General features: G+C 62.2%; 22 protein-coding genes. 10 read left to right on the top strand and 12 right to left on the bottom strand.

Translation table 11 applies throughout. The features are described 5' to 3' along the window. Nucleotides 1-222 precede the first annotated feature (222 nt). Together HU751_RS26475 and HU751_RS26470 are read left to right on the top strand one after the other, a co-directional pair. A complete protein-coding gene (locus HU751_RS26475) occupies nt 223-846 on the top strand; it encodes a hypothetical protein (RefSeq protein WP_186733926.1) in 624 nt (207 codons plus the stop codon). Further along, nucleotides 843-1,175, top strand: a complete 333-nt coding sequence (locus tag HU751_RS26470) for a hypothetical protein (RefSeq protein ID WP_050704964.1) — start codon at nt 843-845, stop codon at nt 1,173-1,175. The genes HU751_RS26475 and HU751_RS26470 overlap by 4 nt, the downstream gene beginning before the upstream one ends. A gap of 92 nt (nt 1,176-1,267) precedes the next feature. Here HU751_RS26470 and HU751_RS26465 read toward each other — a convergent pair whose 3' ends face one another. Then, complete coding sequence (locus HU751_RS26465; protein ID WP_186733925.1) at nt 1,268-2,584, bottom strand: APC family permease; 1,317 nt, start codon at nt 2,582-2,584, stop codon at nt 1,268-1,270. 281 nt (nt 2,585-2,865) lie between these two features. Further along, nucleotides 2,866-3,678 carry a LuxR C-terminal-related transcriptional regulator gene (locus HU751_RS26460; protein ID WP_186733924.1) on the bottom strand — a complete coding sequence of 271 codons (813 nt, stop codon included), beginning with the start codon at nt 3,676-3,678 and terminating at the stop codon, nt 2,866-2,868. Between the two features lie 123 nt (nt 3,679-3,801). Between HU751_RS26460 and HU751_RS26455 the strand changes: the two genes are divergently transcribed. The 3 genes from HU751_RS26455 to HU751_RS26445 all read left to right on the top strand — a co-directional run bounded on the left by HU751_RS26455 (nt 3,802) and on the right by HU751_RS26445 (nt 5,777). Continuing rightward, entirely contained in the window at nt 3,802-4,617 is an 816-nt protein-coding gene (locus HU751_RS26455; RefSeq protein WP_186733923.1) for a carbon-nitrogen hydrolase family protein, read from the top strand. Between the two features lie 124 nt (nt 4,618-4,741). After that, nucleotides 4,742-5,401: a hypothetical protein gene (locus HU751_RS26450; RefSeq protein ID WP_186733922.1), complete on the top strand. Its 660-nt coding sequence runs from the start codon at nt 4,742-4,744 to the stop codon at nt 5,399-5,401. Further along, nucleotides 5,391-5,777: a hypothetical protein gene (locus HU751_RS26445; protein ID WP_186733921.1), complete on the top strand. Its 387-nt coding sequence runs from the start codon at nt 5,391-5,393 to the stop codon at nt 5,775-5,777. The genes HU751_RS26450 and HU751_RS26445 overlap by 11 nt, the downstream gene beginning before the upstream one ends. A 13-nt stretch (nt 5,778-5,790) precedes the next feature. On the opposite strand, the gene HU751_RS26440 is transcribed toward HU751_RS26445, so the two are convergent. The 3 genes from HU751_RS26440 to HU751_RS26430 form a co-directional block, all read right to left on the bottom strand. Continuing rightward, nucleotides 5,791-6,333, bottom strand: coding sequence for a hypothetical protein (locus tag HU751_RS26440; protein WP_186733920.1), 543 nt, complete (start codon nt 6,331-6,333; stop codon nt 5,791-5,793). 118 nt (nt 6,334-6,451) lie between these two features. Continuing rightward, entirely contained in the window at nt 6,452-7,324 is an 873-nt protein-coding gene (locus HU751_RS26435; protein ID WP_186733919.1) for a contractile injection system protein, VgrG/Pvc8 family, read from the bottom strand. 187 nt (nt 7,325-7,511) lie between these two features. Next, on the bottom strand, nt 7,512-8,615 hold the full coding sequence (locus tag HU751_RS26430) for a polyamine ABC transporter substrate-binding protein (RefSeq protein WP_186733918.1): 1,104 nt from the start codon (nt 8,613-8,615) through the stop codon (nt 7,512-7,514). Nucleotides 8,616-8,753: 138 nt separating this feature from the next. Here HU751_RS26430 and HU751_RS26425 point away from each other — a divergent pair, with 138 nt between their 5' ends. After that, complete coding sequence (locus HU751_RS26425; RefSeq protein ID WP_186714921.1) at nt 8,754-9,545, top strand: helix-turn-helix transcriptional regulator; 792 nt, start codon at nt 8,754-8,756, stop codon at nt 9,543-9,545. A 2-nt stretch (nt 9,546-9,547) separates the two neighbouring features. Here the strand turns inward: HU751_RS26425 and HU751_RS26420 are convergent, their stop codons facing one another. The 3 genes from HU751_RS26420 to HU751_RS26410 are packed head-to-tail and all read right to left on the bottom strand — an operon-like array spanning nt 9,548 to nt 10,844. Further along, on the bottom strand, nt 9,548-10,003 hold the full coding sequence (locus HU751_RS26420; protein WP_186733917.1) for a hypothetical protein: 456 nt from the start codon (nt 10,001-10,003) through the stop codon (nt 9,548-9,550). A gap of 41 nt (nt 10,004-10,044) precedes the next feature. Continuing rightward, nucleotides 10,045-10,533 (bottom strand): MAPEG family protein, encoded by a 489-nt coding sequence (locus HU751_RS26415; protein WP_186733916.1) that lies wholly within the window; start codon nt 10,531-10,533, stop codon nt 10,045-10,047. After that, complete coding sequence (locus HU751_RS26410) at nt 10,530-10,844, bottom strand: DUF2834 domain-containing protein (RefSeq protein WP_186733915.1); 315 nt, start codon at nt 10,842-10,844, stop codon at nt 10,530-10,532. The genes HU751_RS26415 and HU751_RS26410 overlap by 4 nt, the downstream gene beginning before the upstream one ends. A 112-nt stretch (nt 10,845-10,956) precedes the next feature. Between HU751_RS26410 and HU751_RS26405 the strand changes: the two genes are divergently transcribed. Beyond that, nucleotides 10,957-11,781 (top strand): helix-turn-helix domain-containing protein, encoded by an 825-nt coding sequence (locus HU751_RS26405; protein ID WP_225933419.1) that lies wholly within the window; start codon nt 10,957-10,959, stop codon nt 11,779-11,781. Nucleotides 11,782-11,826: 45 nt separating this feature from the next. On the opposite strand, the gene HU751_RS26400 is transcribed toward HU751_RS26405, so the two are convergent. Further along, a complete protein-coding gene (locus HU751_RS26400) occupies nt 11,827-13,179 on the bottom strand; it encodes a spinster family MFS transporter (protein ID WP_186733913.1) in 1,353 nt (450 codons plus the stop codon). Between the two features lie 321 nt (nt 13,180-13,500). Between HU751_RS26400 and HU751_RS26395 the strand changes: the two genes are divergently transcribed. Together HU751_RS26395 and HU751_RS26390 are read left to right on the top strand one after the other, a co-directional pair. Beyond that, complete coding sequence (locus tag HU751_RS26395) at nt 13,501-13,695, top strand: hypothetical protein (RefSeq protein ID WP_186733912.1); 195 nt, start codon at nt 13,501-13,503, stop codon at nt 13,693-13,695. Then, entirely contained in the window at nt 13,692-14,024 is a 333-nt protein-coding gene (locus HU751_RS26390) for a low molecular weight protein tyrosine phosphatase family protein (RefSeq protein ID WP_186733911.1), read from the top strand. The genes HU751_RS26395 and HU751_RS26390 overlap by 4 nt, the downstream gene beginning before the upstream one ends. A gap of 7 nt (nt 14,025-14,031) precedes the next feature. Here HU751_RS26390 and HU751_RS26385 read toward each other — a convergent pair whose 3' ends face one another. The 3 genes from HU751_RS26385 to HU751_RS26375 all read right to left on the bottom strand — a co-directional run bounded on the left by HU751_RS26385 (nt 14,032) and on the right by HU751_RS26375 (nt 16,598). Further along, nucleotides 14,032-15,255 carry an amidohydrolase family protein gene (locus HU751_RS26385; protein ID WP_186733910.1) on the bottom strand — a complete coding sequence of 408 codons (1,224 nt, stop codon included), beginning with the start codon at nt 15,253-15,255 and terminating at the stop codon, nt 14,032-14,034. A 184-nt stretch (nt 15,256-15,439) separates the two neighbouring features. Next, on the bottom strand, nt 15,440-15,910 hold the full coding sequence (gene cynS, locus HU751_RS26380; RefSeq protein WP_110738727.1) for a cyanase: 471 nt from the start codon (nt 15,908-15,910) through the stop codon (nt 15,440-15,442). 28 nt (nt 15,911-15,938) lie between these two features. Beyond that, nucleotides 15,939-16,598, bottom strand: coding sequence for a carbonic anhydrase (locus tag HU751_RS26375; RefSeq protein WP_186733909.1), 660 nt, complete (start codon nt 16,596-16,598; stop codon nt 15,939-15,941). A 110-nt stretch (nt 16,599-16,708) separates the two neighbouring features. Here HU751_RS26375 and cynR point away from each other — a divergent pair, with 110 nt between their 5' ends. Next, nucleotides 16,709-17,599 carry a transcriptional regulator CynR gene (gene cynR, locus HU751_RS26370; RefSeq protein WP_186733908.1) on the top strand — a complete coding sequence of 297 codons (891 nt, stop codon included), beginning with the start codon at nt 16,709-16,711 and terminating at the stop codon, nt 17,597-17,599. Nucleotides 17,600-17,601 lie beyond the last annotated feature (2 nt).

Here is a 17,601-nt window from a genome sequence, read left to right as displayed (position 1 = left end):
AGGGCTGTGTAGCAGCCCCGGCAATAGCCTGCGGCCCTTCGCGGCACAATGCCACTTCTGGAGATTTGTATGAGGGTGGACACGGCAGAAGCGCCACCCCATGGCTGTTTGGGAAAGCACTGACACACCGAGTCACGCTATCGGGCAGCTGCACAGTTTGCCCTGCCACTATAATCAGTTTTCCTGTTCGGCCCGGCACAGTACAAACAATGGAACTCCCCCATGAAAGGAAACCCCTTAAGCCGATTGGTGTACATAGCTATCTTGGTTCTCCTCACAGCAGGTGCACTTTTCACTGCACAAAAATACCCAGCATTGCATGACACTGACGTCAACACCTTGGGCTTCCTGGGATTCTGGTTAACGCTGTACGGCTTGATTGTTGCCATATGCGAAATTGTACGCAATGGCTCAGTGGCTCATCAAATGGCTCGCGTTGCCGAGGCTTCACACAACAGGCTCAAGCGTCAAATGGAACATCATGAAGTCCAAGCCTGCATTGAAATAATAAATTCCGCACTGAGCGACCTGTATAATAAGAAAGCCGTTTCAGTCATTTTTATCACCCGGATCAAACAAGGCTACATCTCGTCATTCTCAAAAGCCGGGATACCTGATCGTTACCGAGAAAACCTGAACATCCTGAATAGCTACGAGCATCTGGTGCAATCCCGAGTGCTCAAGACCAAAACCAATCCCAACTATGCGGGAAGCCAGTATCCCAAACCTAACCCCGGGGCGCCCGACAATCCCTATAGACTGACCATCGACACACTGAAGCGAATGCAAGATGACCTGCTGATGCATTCGGCTTCAAAAAATGAATACATAGGTGACCCTGCATGATTCCATCTCACTTCGAACGCTTTATGCAATTCGTCCTGACCCATACTCAAAATGGCGACTTGCAATGGGGCATTGGCGAGGGTGGTAGCTTCGTTGCTTCTCACGAAGAAATCACCTTGATCATCTCCTCTGATTACGACCCAGACCGCGATATCAACACATTCTGGTTCCGCCTGAATGGCAGTACGCGCTCCACGCCATTTTCAGTCTCTGAAAAAGAACAGGGATATGGGCTTATGAAGAGTATTTTTGAAGAAGTCACTGCAAACGCGAACGATGTCAAAAGCGATATGGAGAAGTTCATGGCCGGGTTCAGTCGTGGAGCTTGAGGCATAGCTCGCCATGCCTCGTTTTATTTCGATCTCAGTTGATCGCGGGGCAGGCTCGCTCCCACGAGATACCTGACTTCGACGCTCCGCTTTCAGGTCTCGACCTCCATCAGCCCCGGCGTGGGCTTGCTGAACCCCGCCGTCAGCCACATCAGGTACAACCCGCCACACACCAGCCAAGCCACCCCGGCCAGTATCACCACCGTGCTCAACAGCGACAGCAGATACAGGTTCACCCCAATCGCCAGCAGCGGAAACACCACGAACCCCACCCCACTCAACCGCTGCTTGCGCCGCTCACGCCGGTAGTACGCAATCACGCACACATTCACCGCCGCAAACGCCAGGAACGCGCCGAAGTTGATCAGCGAAGCGGCCGAGCTCACATCCGCGCCGATCCCGATCAACCCCAGCCCGGCAATCAGCAGCAGGTTGAACACCGGCGTTCGCGCCCTGCCCTGCAGCTTGGCGAAATAACGCGGCGGCAGCACGCCTTCGCGGCCCATGAAGTACAGCAAGCGGCTGGCACTGACCTGCACCGCCAGGCACGAGGCGAAGCCGGCGACGATGCCGCCGAGGTTGACGAAGTCGGCGAAGAACTGCCCGCCCACCTCGATCGATAGCGCGTAGGTCGCAGTCTCTGGGTCGGCGAACTGGCCGCCGGGGTGGCTCAGTTGCATCAGGTAGGCCACCGCCGTGAACAACAGCCCGCCCACGCTGATCACCAGCAGCACCGCCCGGGGGATGTCGCGCTTGGGCTGCTCGGCCTCCTCGGCCAGGGTGGTCACGGCGTCGAACCCGAGGAACGAATAGGCGGCGATGGCGGCGGCGGCGGTGAGACCGGTCAAGGTGCTGTGCTCGTTCCATACGGGGTGGGTGAAGCCGACCTGGGGCTGGCCGGCCACATAGCGCAGGCAGTAGCCAATGAACAGCAGCACCAGGGCCACGCTCAGGACCGTGAGCACTTTGTTCAAGCGGTCGGTCAGGGTCATGCCGCTGACGGTCACCGCCGTGGTCAGGCCGATGTTGATCAGCAACCAGCCCCAGGTGGGCACCTGCGGGAACTGGGCGTTGAGGAACACCGACTGCAGCAGCCAGGCGACCATGGGCATGAACAGGTAGGCCAGCAGCACCGCCCAGCCGACCACAAAGCCGCAGCCAGGACCGAGCAGGCGCTTGGCGTAGTAATAGGCCGAGCCGGACACCGGGAACAGGCGCGACAGCTTGGCGTAGCTCAGGGCCGACAGCAGCATGGCGCCGGTGGCCAGCAGGAAGGCGCTGGGGGCGATGCCGTCGCTGCGTTCGGAGATCACGCCGAAGATCACCATGGCCAGGCTCGGGCACATGTAGGCCAGGCCGAAGACGGTCAGGGAGGTCAGGGAGAGTTTTGCGGGGGTGGCGTCAGGCATGGGTGGCCTCCTGGCGCGCAGGGGCGATGCCACGGGCCGGGCCGTGAGCGAAATGAGCCATGGGTCATCCTCTTGTGATTGTTCTAGGAAATTGCCCAGCCGGTCTGGCTGCATAGGGGCGCAGGGACGGCGTGCACAGCAAGTTACTCGGGGGATGGCACCGGCTTTGCCGGTGATCGCGGGGCCAGCCCGCGCCTACAAGGTGCAGGGCCAGTATGCGGATCCCGGTGCGGATTCCTATAACGTCGAAGGATTAACCTGGGGGTAATGGCGCGGGGGAATCACGACGCCGGTTGCAGGCTGGCGAGGTCTTCACCGGCCAGGAACAGCAGCGAAAAAAGCTCGCTCTGGGAGTTCACGTCCAGCTTGCGGTACACGTTGCGGCGATGGACCTTCACCGTCTCGGCCGACAGCTTGAGCTTGATGGCCGTCTCCTTGTTCGAATGCCCCGACAGGATCAACCGCACCACGTCCAGCTCCCGCGCCGTGAGCACCGACTCCAGTTGCCGCCGTGCCTCGTCGCGCCCCTGGGCCAGGCCCAGCGCGGGCTTGGCCGGTGCGCGCTCGGGCAGTTGCTCGAAGTGCAGGCGCTGGCGCAGCAGGCCGATCAGCCAGGGGCGTACCAGCTCCAGCTGGGCGATGGCCTGGGCGTCGAAACGTGAGCGCCCGCCCAGCGACAGGCACAGCGTGCGCCCATCGCCCAGGGCCAGGTTGAACTGCGCCTCATCGGCGACCACGTTGTGGGTGAAGTACAGGCGGTAGTAGTCGGTCTGCTGGAACTGCTCCGGGGCCACGTCGGCCAGGCGCACCAGGCCGGTCAGCGGCCGCTCGCGGCTGCTGATGTAGAACGGGTCGAGCAGGTACAGGCCGTTGGCGTACTCGCTCACCAGCGGGTCGATGCCCTCGCGCTCGTAGGGGCTCTGGTCGAAGATCAACGGCTTGTCGTGGCTGAACAGCAGCGCCACCCAGGTATCCACCTCGACGAAGTCGCCGAGCAGCGTGGCCAGGGTGCGCCAGAAGCTCGGCCGGTCGAGGTGCTCGATGCATTGGCCCACACCCTGGTGCCACGAAAGATCCTGCAGGCTCAAGCTCATGCCCTACCCCCGGGTTAACCCGTCGAAGTGATTGTTTTGCCAGTGATTGTTTTCATACTTGCACCACCCTTCGCAAATGTCACTCGCCCGCGGAAGGGTCGGGCCCAGCGAGACGGATTGCCCATGAAGATCGAAGTGGTACAGACGACAACCCGCGACGGCGACACCGCCCACAACCTGCGCGGCATCCTCGAGGCCCTGGGCCAGTGCGCGCCGGACACCGATATCCTGCTGTTTCCCGAGTCGCACCTGACCGGTTTTCTCACTGAGGACGACGTCGGCATGCTGTCCGAAGCCATTGATGGCGATGCCGTGCAGGCAGTGGTCGCGGCGGCGCGCCAGCACAATGTCGCGGTGGTGCTGGGGCTGTACGAGAACGACGGCGGCACGTTCTACAACACCACCCTGTTCATCGCCCCTGAAGGCATCCTGCTCACCTACCGCAAGACCCACCTGTGGTTGCCGGAGCACGGCATCGTGGTACCGGGCGACCGTTTCGCCACCGTCGAATGGCGCGGCGTGCGCCTGGGCCTGTTGATCTGCTACGACAGCGAGTTCCCCGAGACGGCACGGGCGCTGAAGGCCTTGGGCGCGCAGTTGATGCTGATCACCGATGGCTTGGCCGAACCGGAGGATCATGTGCATCGGGTGTCGGTGATGGCCCGGGCGATGGAGAACCAGGTGTTCGCCGTGGTCGCCAACCGCGTGGGCGATGGGCCGGATGGCTGCGTGTTCGTGGGGGCGAGCCTGGCGGTGGACCCGTATGGCCGGACGTTGTTCGAGGCCGGGCGCGGTGAGTCGCGGCATAGCGTGACACTGGACCTGTCGCTGATCGGCAAGGCCCGCGCCTTCCATGACTACAGCGCCAACCAGCGCATCCGGTTGCCGGGTGAGCGGATCGAGCATGCCAGTGGCGTTTGGGAGCTGGTTATCGATTAAAGGAGAAAACTCCCGCAACCGACAGGAGCGGTCCATTCAACGAGGCCCGAACCCGGCGCTCGTTCCCTGGCGCAACAACCGAAGCGCGATGCACAATGCCCGCGCCCATAACCAAGGAAGCCGAATGGACACCTCCCTGCTGGATGATTGGCGCGCCTTGGTCGAAGGCCGCAGCGATATCGATAAATCCCAGTTCATCGCGCTGTTCAAGGAACATGGCCGGCCCCACGAGGTGGCCACCATCCTCGAAGGCTTCAAGCACGCCTCCGAACTGGCCAGGCGCACGTTGGAAGTGCTGGCTGCCGGCACGCTTCCCCACCTGTACCTGCTCCCCACGCAACGAGGCACGCCAGAACAACTGGCAGCCGCTACCCGGCGATGGTTGGATGTGCAGGCCGACTTTTTCGAGCGGACGGGCGATTCAGAGCTGATGACCCTGACCCGCAATGCGCGGGTGATCTGCAAGCCCATGGCCGACCTCAAGGCTATCGACAACTTCGATATACCGGGCACCTGGGCCAGCGAAGCATTGGGGGATGCGGTTCGCGAAGCCGCCGACTGCCATACCGCCGCCGACTACGCATTGTTCGAGGCCTGGTACGGCATCGCGGCGGACTATGGGCTGGCTTGGTACATCGCCGCCCCGCTCATTGCACTGGACATCGACTTTACCGCCTACTTCGAGCTATGGCGGCTGGGTGGAGCCTTTCTGCACCTGGGGGAAGAATGCTGGGTCGCCCAGCGCTTCGAAGCGTCGACCGAGGGTAACGTCATTGAGCCTTGATCTGTTCCTGGAAGCTGACGCAGCGCTTGACGCAGCGGCACTGGCAAACGCCCTGCAAGCAGCCGGCGCGATTGAAGTCACGCGTACAAGCGACAGCCTGGAAGCCTACTTCGCGTCATGGCTGACGCTGACCGCCGACCTCGTCATCACCGACCACACCCTCTATGCAGAGGACACCAAACAGCTCGACTTCAGTGTCGCCATGCGCGCCAGCATCAGGATCAAAGGACCTGGGCCGCAGGAACATTCACCCATGGCGGATCTGGACAAGATTGCCAATGCCATTGCGCGGACAGGCTCACGCTTCGTGATCAGCTTTCAATTCGAGCGAACCCTGTACTGGCAGGACGCAGAAGGATTGCATCAGGACATATAACCGGTCCCATGCATCAACTGCCTTTCAATGCCTCCCCCGTCACCACATCAAAACGGTAGAGGGTGTCGTAGAAATCCACGACCTCCACATGCTCAGGCGCCAGCTGAAAGCGCCCGGTGAAGATGTCGGCACCCATGGCCTTCCAGATAACGTCGCCCTCAAGAGACAAACCTGTGATTTCCAGCTCGCCGTACGAAATCAGAGCACGCTGCCGCGCTGCCCAATAGAGACCGAAGCACGTCGCCAGATCCACCTTGCGCGACCAAAGCAGGTCATGGGGAGGGGTCAGCGACACGCAGGCAACCTGGTTGCCCACCGCTATTAGCAGCTTATCGTCGATCACCAGTGCCGAACGTGCATGTACTCCTGTCCCGCCCCCGCCGGTACCGAACACCAGCAGGCCGGTGTCGTCCAGCATCACGCCATGAACCGATGACACGCCATCGTCGCCCAGGATGATTTCCCGCGCATAACACCGGATATTGTCTGTGGAGTCGAACGTGTAGGTGGGCTCGTCAACGACGGTAATCACGCCATATCGAGAGTCGATGTTCATCGGTGCGCACCACCGGGGGGCAGGGAATCGTCAGGCATGGGTTTATTCGCAATTATGGGATGCCAATAATTATCGGCCTGGAATAATTTCGGATAAAGCTGCCGTGGCCGGAATGAGGCTATCGGCAACACAGGCACCCACTGACCCGCGGCTGGTCAGGATCGTTTCCGAGAAACGAGACCATCACCTCCATCCCCGTTCGCGGAGGCGTGACAGCACAACACCAATCGGAAGCCACCGACAGCCAGCAACAGCTCTTGTCGTCGAATCTGTCCTCAGGATCCCAGGGAAACTTGACCTGAATCCGGGCAAGGCGCCGATCACACCGGCTCTCGTCATCCTCCACGGCAATGACCACGGCGGTCTGGTTCTCCACCACCCGTGGCTTGGCATGAACCAGAGGCGGACGATAAAGCACGCCCCACGGCAGCACCGCCTGGCCATCAGCAAACACCAGCACGTGGCCTTGGGCACTGTGCTGGAAGTGAAAACGGATGCCCTCCTCTTCACACAAGCGCTGGACGAAGTGCAGATCCGTTTCACCATACTGGGTGCAGTAGTCGCGCTCGGGGTAGCTCGCACTCAGCTCGAAGCGATAGGCGTCCCCCACGATCCCATGCTCTTCCAATATCAAGGCGACGATCCTGGGCACCGAGAACTGTTGAAAGATCCGCTGGTTGATGCGGTGACGCAGGTAGGACAAATGCGGCACCAGGGTCAACCTGTAACGCGACGAACACGGGGCCTGCCCCATCGGCGCGATGTGGTAGATCCGCCCATGGATGCCATTGCCGTTCATGTCGAAGCTGAAGAACGCCTCGTGGTCGAGGAAGCGTTCAAGGTCTAGGTCAGGCCATTCGCTGGCCAGTTCCACGTTGAAAAAGTAAGGCCTGTTGGCCACCGCTTCCCCGGTGTAGCCGAGCACCTGGAAATCGTGCTCCACACCTTCGATCGTCAAGTTCAAGTGTGTCTTCTGGGCTGGGCTGAACATCCGCTGTTCTCCTCCGGCACAAGATGAAATCAGATGCGCAAGACCATCGCCCGCCTCGGCTGGGCAGCCGGATACCGCGAGACGATGGTGTTCGCTGGTGCTTGAAGCAATCGGCCGCAGGCAACCTTGGTCAACGCGCTGTCCGGGACTCCCTTGCACCGGGCAGCGGGCGACACGTCAATTCAGGTCAAACGCCACTCTTCACCTTGGTCCAGACCCGCGTGCGGATCCGCTCCAGTTTCAACGGCAGCGGCTCGAGCGGGATCAACGTGGCAACCGTCTTCTTGTCGGGGTAGATCCACGGGTTGTCCCGCAGCGCCTGTTCGACGAACTGGGTGGCGTCCTTGTTGGCGTTGGGGTACAGAGTGTGGTTCGAGGTCTTGGCGATTACTTCCGGGCGCATCATGTAGTTGATGAACGCCATGCCTGCCTTGGGATGGGGCGCATCCTTGAGCAGCACCAGGTTTTCCGACCACACCAGCGCGCCTTCGCGCGGCAGGCTGTAGCCGATCCGCCGCCCGGTGTTGTTCTTCTCGTTGAGGGCCTGGGCGGCCAGGGCGCCGTTGGCCCAGCCGACCACCGCGCAGATATTGCCGTCGGCCATGTCGGTGTCGATGCGCGACGAGTCGAAATACAGCACGTACGGGCGGATCTTCATCAGCAGGTCTTGCGCCTTCTGGTAGTCCGCCGGGTTGCTGCTGTTGCTGGGCAGGCCCAGGTAGTTCAGGGCAATCGAGATGATCTCGCTGGGCGAGTCGAGCATCGCCACGCCGCAGGATTTGAGCTTGCTGATGTTCTCTTCCTTGAAGATCAGGTCCCAGCTGTCCACCGGCGCCTGGTCGCCCAACGCGGCCTTGACCTTGTCGATGTCGTAGCCGATGCCGGTGGTGCCCCACAGGTAGGGCACCGCGTAGCGATTGCCAGGGTCGTTGACCGCCAGCTGGGCAAGGATATCGGGGTCGATATGCGAAAGATTACCCAGTTGCGCGCGGTCCAGCGGCTGCAACACGCCCGCCGCGATCAGGCTGGGCAGCACGTTGGAAGTCGCCACCACCACGTCATAGCCGGTGCGCCCGGCCATGACCTTGCTCTGCATGATGTCGGCGCTGTCGAACGCGTCCATGTGCACGCGGGTGCCGGTTTCCTGCTCGAACGCCTTCGGCGTCTCCGGTGCGAGCAGCCCGAACCAGTTGTACAGGTGCATCCCGGGCTCGGCGGCCAGCACCGAGGTGCTGATCCCTGCGCAGAGCAGCGAGGCCGAAAAAAGGGTTCGCAAACGTGACCTTCTCATGCAACATCCTTATCGAATCGATGTATCTTCACGGCCATCCTAGGCCCAGTGAGCGACTATACCGGGCAGGACCGGATAGTAAATACCTCGGAATACTTACCTCTAACCCGCGAATGCCTAACCCAAAAGGGGTAGATAATGCCGTTCGACCTGCAAAGCCTGGCCTGGCACCGATCGATCGGCAAGCTGATCATGCAGCTGGACCGTCCGGCGTTCTGGAGTTCGCTGGTTCGGGTGTTGAACGAGTACGTGCAGATCGACAACTGGGTGGTGCTGATCTTCGCCAGCCAGCAAGTGGAAGTGGTGAGCCTGCCCGAGGTGGCGGATGCCGAAGAGGTCAACGCGTTCATCCATCGTTATGTAAAGGGGCTCTACCTGCTGGACCCGTTCTACATCGCCAACCGGGAAAACCCGCAGAGCGGTTTCTTCCACCTGCTGGATATCGCGCCGGAGTACTTTCTCGAAACCGAGTACTACCACCAGTACTTCGCGCACTACATATCGGCCGATGAAGCGCAGTACAACGTTCAGCTCGATGCCGACCGGACGCTGTGCATCTCCATTGGCAGCAAGGCACGCTTCAGCCAGGAACAGATCACCATCCTCGACCTCATCAAGCCCTGGGTGACGGCCTTGATGCACCAGCGCATGGCCTTCGAGGTGGACGTCGAGAAGGACCTTGCCGAGACCCCGCCCTGGCAGGAAACACTGACCCAGCTGGGCGCGCAGATCACCACCCGTGAAAGCGATGTGCTCAGGCTGCTGCTGAGCGGCTTCTCCAACAAAGAGATTGCCGGGAAGCTTTCACTCTCGGCGGAAACGGTGAAAGTGCACCGCCGGAACATTTACGCCAAGTTGAACATCAAGTCACAGTCGGAATTGTTTGCTCGATTCTTTGTGCCGAAACCGGATGTTTTCTGTTCAAGCTGAAGTCAGGCTTTCAGACTGGCACTGGTTTGTGTCCCTCGGGTGCTTTGCAGCAACAACAAGGCAAACACCGCACAGCCCAACAAAGGCCATCCCAGGAACACCATGAACCACGGCGACCCTGGAAACCAGCACATGATCGCCAGGTTCGCCACGGTTCCACAGCCCAGGCCCGCCCAGGCCGAGCCAATCCACTCCGGCGCCCGGTTGCTGCGCAAAAAATGCCGGTACAGCTTTATCCCCGTGTTCACGCCGAAAAGGCCTATGACCACCACGATGGCCAAGCCGACGCGATTCAGCTGATAGTCCCAAGGGTCATTGAACCCGTTATAGATCATCCCCGGGAGCAGGATCACGGCGAACATGGCCCAGTAACCTGTTACCAGTACCACGGGAAGCACCAGGACCAACCCCAGTAGCCGAATGACCAGTTTTCGGATTAGGGAGGGGGTATCGCTCATATCGACTGTCCTTGTCATTCGAGAAACAACGGCGCCCAGCCTCATGGCTGGGCGGCGCACGCTACCACAGTCGGCCTTTGGGCACGAGCGCTTGCCGAACCCTGCGCCGAACACAGGCTGTCGATGACCAGCGCCGCCAGCCCGATCAGGCACAGCAAACCGACCCCATAACTCACCGTCCGCCACGGCTGGATACCCGCCAGGTAAGTCACCGTATGCGACACCCTGGCCACGGTGAATACCCCGCTCAGCCATGCCGTCATGACAGCAGGCGCCTCCAGCACGACCGCCAGGCCGCCCAGCGCGAGGAACATCGGGATGTTCTCCAGATCGTTGCGCCAGGCCTGCATGGCCCGCATGACCTGCGGCAGTTCCGCAGGGCAAGCCGAACGCTTGAACACCGCCGCATCCTCGCTGTTGGTGAAGGCCAGGAAGCGCAGGCGGAAGTAGCCCTGGTAGCAGGAAATCGCCAGCATCTTGAAGCACAGCACCACCACGCAGCAGGCATAGACCGCCAGGGCGGCGCTCATGCCCCGCGCTTCTGCGCAAAGCCCTTGACCACGATGTACAGCAGTGGCCCCAGGGAGACGAAAATCGCCGTCAGCAACAGATAGGGCAAGACCCTGAGCAACGAGCCGCCTCGCTGGCGCTGGTCGCTGACCATCCACACACAGCCCAGCCCGGCCATCACATACAGGTCGATAACGACTTGAGCTGTATCCGGCCGGGACATCAGGTCCAGGCCAAAGGCGATGAGCGACTGATCCGCAATCATCAGGGTCCAACCGGTGTACAAGGTAAACAGCAGCAACACTGGCAGCGCGATCCATCGTGCGTTCATTGTCCGATTCCTACAGGAGCGATGTTGCCGTCACGGTAGTGATAGAGTCGTCCCCGCCTCAATGACCTCACAGGTCATGGACGCATCAGCCAAGGACAGCCAGAGTCGACGCATGAGCCCTTCTCCCTTTCACCCCATGCACACACCTGCCATCACTGATGCCGGAGAGCACCTGCGCCGCCTACGCCGTCAGGCCGGGCTCAGCCAGCTCGACCTGGCGCTGTTGGCGGGCCTGTCGCAACGCCACCTGAGCTGTGTGGAAACCGGCCGCGCCAAGGCCAGCCCCAGTACCCTGCATGCCCTGCTCAGCGCGCTGGAAGTGCCGCTCGAACACTGCAACGAGGTGTTCCTCGCGGCAGGCTACGCACCGCGCTATGCAGCCTCGGCACCGGATGCCCCGGCCATGAAGATGGTGCAGGACGCGTTGGAGCACATCCTGCAGGCCAACAACCCTGCACCGGCCATCGTCATCGCCAGCAACTGGGACATCACCGCGGCCAATGCCAGTGCCGGGCTGTTGTTCACAATGGTCGGTGTACCAACGAACAGCACCTCGGGCCTCAACCTGCTGGACACACTGCTGCGCCCGGGCGGACTGGGGGATCATCTGCTCAATGTCGATGAGATACGGGCGATCGCCTGGCAGCGGGCGGCCAGGGAGGCGGTGGGCAATCCTGACCTGGAGCGGCGGCTGCAAGGCTTGCCCGCACCGCCTACATTGGCAGCGGACACGCCGCAATCACCTGTGGTGTTGACGCGGGTGCGGACTGCCGAAGGTGAATTGAGGTTCCTGTCCACCTTCACCACCTTCGGCATGCCACAGGACATCACGGTGGCTTCACTGCGCATCGAACACCTGGTGCCGGCCGACGGCACCACGTGGCGAACAATGACGACGGCCTATGATCAATGGCTGGCTCAGCATCACCCACGATAAAACCGATAATGATCGAGCCGCAACATCTGGCCAAACTACAAGGACTCAGGCCTGTGCAGCCTGCCCCGCCACCGCTGCGCCATCCAGCACCATGCCCTCGCGCATCCGCTGCGCATCCCGGCTGAAACACCGCGAGGCCGCCAGCAGGAACACCATGGTCAGCAACAGGGCCACAGGGATCAGGTACATCGCGTCATGCAGCCCCTGGGCCTTGAACGCTTCGCTCATCACCACCTCGCCCGCCGCAGCCATGGCCGCTCCGGCAAAGTGGTCCGACAGCCCACCGACCACCACCGGCCCCAGGCCGCCACCCAGCAGGTACAGCCCGGCGAAGAACAGCGCCATGGCCGTGGCCCGCAGGCGCGGCTGCACCACGTCCTGGATGGCGGTGTACACGCAGGTGTAGAAGTTGTACGAGAACAACCAACCGACACCGAACACCGCCACGAACACCCCCAGTTCGATACGCCCGGCATGCAGCGCCCAGGCGGTGCACAAAGTGGCCGCCAGCATGCTCAGCGCGGCGAACACCAGGCGGCCGTTGGCAAAACGCTGGTGCACCTTGTCGGCCACCCAACCGCCAAGGGTCAGGCCCACCAAACCGCTCAGACCGACGATCATCCCGGTGGCCACCGCGGCGTCGTGCAGCTGCAGCGCGAAGTAGCGCTGCAGCATCGGCACCATGAACGAGTTGCAGGCATACGAGGCGAAGTTGAAGGTCAGCCCCGCCAGCACCAGCCAGGCGAAGGTGGGCACGCTCAGCACCCGGCGCAGGGGGCGGTCCAGCGGGGCCTGGGCGGTGGCCACCGTCTCCGCCGCGCCGCGCGCGGGCTCGCGGATCATGAAGATGAACAGCGCCAGCAGCACGCCAGGCACGGCGGCGATGAAGAACGGCGCGCGCCAGCTGTCGAAGGCCTGGACCATCGCACCGATGGTGAAGAATGCCAGCAACAGGCCCAGCGGCAGACCGAGCATGAAGATGCCCATCGCCCGCGCCCGCCGTCCGGCGGGGAACAGGTCGCCGATCAGCGAGTTGGCGGCCGGCGCGTAGCTGGCCTCGCCGATACCTACGCCCATGCGCACCAGCAGGAAGCTCCAGAAACTGCCGACCATGCCGTTGACCGCCGTCAGCCCGCTCCACGCCAGCAGGCCCCAGCCCATCAGCCGGCTGCGCGAGCCGGTGTCGGCGATGCGCGCCAGCGGCAGGCCGGCGATGGCATAGACCAGGGTGAAGGCGGTGCCGATGATGCCGATCTGGAAGTCGCTCAGGTGCCACTCCAGGCGGATCGGCTCGATGACGATGGCGGGGATGGTGCGGTCGAAGAAGTTGAACAGGTTGGCCAGGAACAGCAGGAACAGAATGCGCCAGGCGTTGGACGCTTGGATGGCGGTGGGCATAGTCGGGTCCCTCGTTATCGTTGTTCGGGGTTCCAGCACGCCCTGCGCAAACTAGAGGGAGATGGCAAAGCGCGTCTGCCAACATTGATCGCGTTGATAGCGGACGATAGCCAAACCTTTCACCGCGACCATGACGTGCGCTTCTGTCTCCTTTCACCACTTTCGGCATGCCGCCTGATATCACGGTGGCTTTGCTGCGGATAACCACGATTGGCACTTGGGATTTGTGCACTATCTGGCCACCCTCCCGATTACCGTGTAACCTTCTCCCCACTCGTATTGCCGTGGCTGCTGAACCCGGTTATCCACGAGGAATCTCCCATGAAAAGATCTCGCGCCTGGCGACGCTCTCAGGCCCGTAAACATGCTCACCATCCTGCGGTGTGCCCACAGGTGTTCAAGCCAGAAAAGAACTGGAAGCTGCTCTATACCCGCGCCTCGAAGCTGGCAAGGGCGCGCCAGCTCGGCTTCAGCTACCCCATCCGCAGCACTCGCCAACTATTGGACCAAGCGTGACCAATCTCCTGTTCGTCTGCAGCCGCAACCAGTGGCGCAGCCCCACCGCCGAGATGATCTGGCGCCGTCGCCCGGGCTTTGCCGCCCGGTCGGCGGGCACCAGCCCGAATGCACGCAAGCCTGTCAGCCCGGCGGACATTCGCTGGGCCGACGTCATCTTGGTGATGGAGCGCAAACACCAGCAACGCTTGCTGGCTCAGTTCGCACGCTTGCTTGAACACAAACAGCTGCATGTGCTCGACATCCCCGACGACTTCCAATACATGGATCCTGAGCTTGTGCTCATCCTGGAAGCAGCAGTGGCAGCGCATCTGGCGCAGGAACCGTAGCGACCGCTCAGAACACCACCGACCGGCGATGCTCGGCCGTCGCCACAACCCGCCCACGCTTGAGCACCGCCAATCGCGCCGGCAGGTCGAGGATCACATCGCTGACGCGCTGGGTATCCACCAGTACCAGATCCGCATCCTTGCCCACGGCCAGGCCATGGTCGCGCAAGCCCAAGGCCCTGGCCGGGTTGGTCGTGAGCATCGACAACACCGTGGCCTGGTCGTCCGCCCCGCCGAGGTGACAGGCGGGGATGGCCAGTTGCGCGATGTTCAGCAGGTCGCCCGTGCCATAAGGGGTGAAGGCGTTGCGAATATTGTTGGTGGCCAGGCACACGTTCACCCCGCCATCGCGCAAGGCTCGCACCGGTGTCAGGGTACGGCGCACGTTGTGGCTGTCGCCACGGGCGCCCAGGTGCAGGTCGGTGGCCGGCAGGCACATCACGCTGATACCGGCTTCGCGCAGCAGCGCGACGATACGCGCCTGCCGCTCGGGCTCGACGGCCGCGAGGCTGGTGAGGTGGCCGACGCACACCCGCCCCTGGTAACCCTCGGCGATGGTCCGGCGGGCCACGTATTCGATGGTCATCTGCTCGGCGTCATCGGCGAAATCCTGATGCAGGTCGATGTCCTTGTCGTAGCGCCTGGCCAGGTCGAAGACGAAATCAATGTGCTCGTGGGGCGATACGTCGTTGTAGGGAATGCCGCCGACCACATCGGCGCCCTTCTCCATCGCCTCGACCATCATCGCTTTCATGCCGGGCACCTTGAGGATGCCTTCCTGGGGAAAGGCGACCACCTGGATATCGATGACATCGCGCAATGTTTCCCGTAGCTCCAGCACCACATCCAGGCCCGTGAAACCCTGGGCGGGGTCGAACTCGGCGTGGGCACGGACATGGGTGGTGCCGGCCTGCACCAGCGCGCGCAACACCTGGGTCGAGCGCTCGCGGATGTCTTCGCGGGTGAGCGTGGGCTTGAGCTCGGCGGTGACGGTGATCGCTTCCTTCAAGGTGCCGGAGCGGTTGGCCTTGCGTTGCATGACATTGGCTTTTTCCAGGTGCAGGTGGCCTTCGACGAAGCCTGGGATCAGGGCATTGCCATTGCCTTGGATTTCCTGGGTTGCCGTTGCAGTGATCGTCGGGGCGATTTCAGTGATCTTGCCGTTGTGCACGGCCACATCCATCAAGGGTTTTGCATCGTCGATGCGGACATTTCTGATGATCAGGTCCATGCCATCGTTTCTCGTGATCAGTCATTACGGTCGACACCCTGTGCTCGCGATGTCGGACAACGCGGTGGATGGCACCGGCCTTGCCGATGTTCGCGGGGCAAGCCCGTTCCTACAGGGGGCCAATATCGTCTGTGGAAATGGCCCGGCCACCCTGTGGCGACCGGGCCATGTCCCTATGAGCGAATCAGAACGGTTTGGTCGGCAGGTACTTGCCGTCCAGGGTGATCACGGCGCGGGAACCGCCTTCCGGATCATCGACCTTCTTCACATCCAGCTTAAAGTTGATGGCGCTGATGATGCCGTCGCCGAACTTCTCGTGGACCAGCGCCTTGAGCGTGGTGCCGTACACCTGGAGCATCTCGTAGAAGCGGTAGATGGTCGGATCGGTCGGCACGCCGCCCGCGATGCTGCCGCGCAAAGGAATGGTCTGCAGCAGGGCGATGCCGTCGGCGTCCAGGCCGAGCTTGTCACCCACCACCTGGGCCGCGCTGGCCGGCAGCGGGTGCTGGCCCAGCAGCGCGGCGGTGACGAAGGCTTCGGACAGGCCAGTGCCGTCGGTGATCTGGGCGAACGACAGGTCCTTGCGGGCCTTGGCCAGGAGGATGACCTCGCTCAAGGCAAGACGGGCGTTCTGGCTGATTTGCGACTGGATCATGGGAGTATCTCCTTGGGTTGAAAAAGGTTCAGGCAACGTGTCGGGAAGCATGGGAAACAGCGCGGACGTCTGGGTTGTCCGCCAGGGATACGAACTGGCCGGTGCGTCCGTCGAAGGCGTCGATACGACCGCTCTCGATGTCGTAGATCCAGCCATGCAGGGCCACGCGGCCCTCTTCCAGGGCCAGACGCACCGAGGGATGGGTCTGGATGTTGGCCAGCTGGGCGATCACGTTCTCTCGCACCATGGCCTCAACCTTGGCGTGAGGGGTTTGATGCGGGCGGGCTTCATTCACCACCCGGGCCGAGTCGGCGTAGCGCAACCAGCCGGCCACGGCGGGCATGTGGTCCAAGCACTTGCAAGTGGCGATGGCAGTCATGGCACCGCAGTCGGAGTGGCCGCAGATGACGATATCGGCCACTTGCAGGGCGGCGACGGCATACTCGACCGAAGCCGACACCCCGCCGGGTTCAGGGCCGTAGGACGGCACGATGTTGCCGGCGTTGCGGATGACGAACAGGTCGCCCGGCTCGCGCTGGGTGACCAGTTCGGGCACCAGGCGGCTGTCGGAGCAGGAGATGAACAGCGCCCGTGGGCTTTGCTGGGTGGCCAGGTCCTTGAACAGCTTGACCCGCTCGGGGAAGGCGTCGCGCTGGAACTTCAGGAAGCCGTCGATGATGTCTTGCATGGCTGATGCCTCAGTGTCGCGGTGTGTGAGGCAAAGGTTAGGCTTCGCGTTACATAAGGTAAAAGTCTCATTTATGATGCACAGCATCAGATTATCTTATGGAGCGTAAAATGCTCGCCCGGCACATCCAGTACTTTCTCGCGGTCGCACAACACCACAGCTTCACTCGGGCGGCGGCAGCCCTGCACGTCTCCCAGCCCGCGCTTTCGCAGCAGGTCAGGCAACTGGAGGAAAGCCTGGGGGCGCAGTTGTTCGATCGCTCGGGGCGCACGACTCGGCTGACCGATGCCGGCGAGGTCTATCTGCGCTATGCGAAACGGGCGTCGCAGGAACTGCAGGAGGCCAGGCGCGCGATCCATGATGTGAGCGACCTCAGCCGAGGGTCATTGCGGGTGGCGGTGACGCCGACCTTTACCAGCTATCTGGTCGGCCCCTTGGTCGAGGCCTTCCACAGCCGGTACCCAAACATCACCCTGAACTTGCGCGAAATCGCCCAGGAGCACATGGAGGAACTGCTGCTGGCGGACGAACTGGATGTCGGTATCGCCTTCGATGAACCCCACGCCCAAGACATCGACACCTACCCATTGCTGGTCGAGACCCTGGCGCTGGTGGTCGGCAGCCAGCACCCATTGGCCCGCGCAAGCGCCATCGGGCTACAGGCGCTGAACGACGAGTCGATGATCCTGCTCAGTGCCGAATTCGCCACCCGAGAGCAAATCGAGCGCTACTGCCGGCAGCACGGTATCCGCCCGCAGGTAAGAATGGAGGCCAACGCCATCGGCGCGGTGATCGAGGTGGTGCGCAGGACAACGCTGTCGACCTTGCTGCCCGCCACCCTCGCCCTGGCGCATGACGACCTGGCCGCCATCGCCCTCGACCCCTTGCGCCTGCAACGCACGGCCGTGCTCATGCAGCGCAGGGGTGTCTATCAGACAGCGGCGGCGCAGGCCTTCCTGAGGCTGGCCAAGGAGGTGGCCGCACAGCTGGAGCGCAGCTGAGG

Origin of the sequence: Pseudomonas peradeniyensis (assembly GCF_014268935.2) — a bacterium.
GTDB classification, from domain to species: Bacteria; Pseudomonadota; Gammaproteobacteria; order Pseudomonadales; family Pseudomonadaceae; genus Aquipseudomonas; species Aquipseudomonas peradeniyensis.
This window is presented reverse-complemented; position numbering and strand designations above follow the sequence as displayed.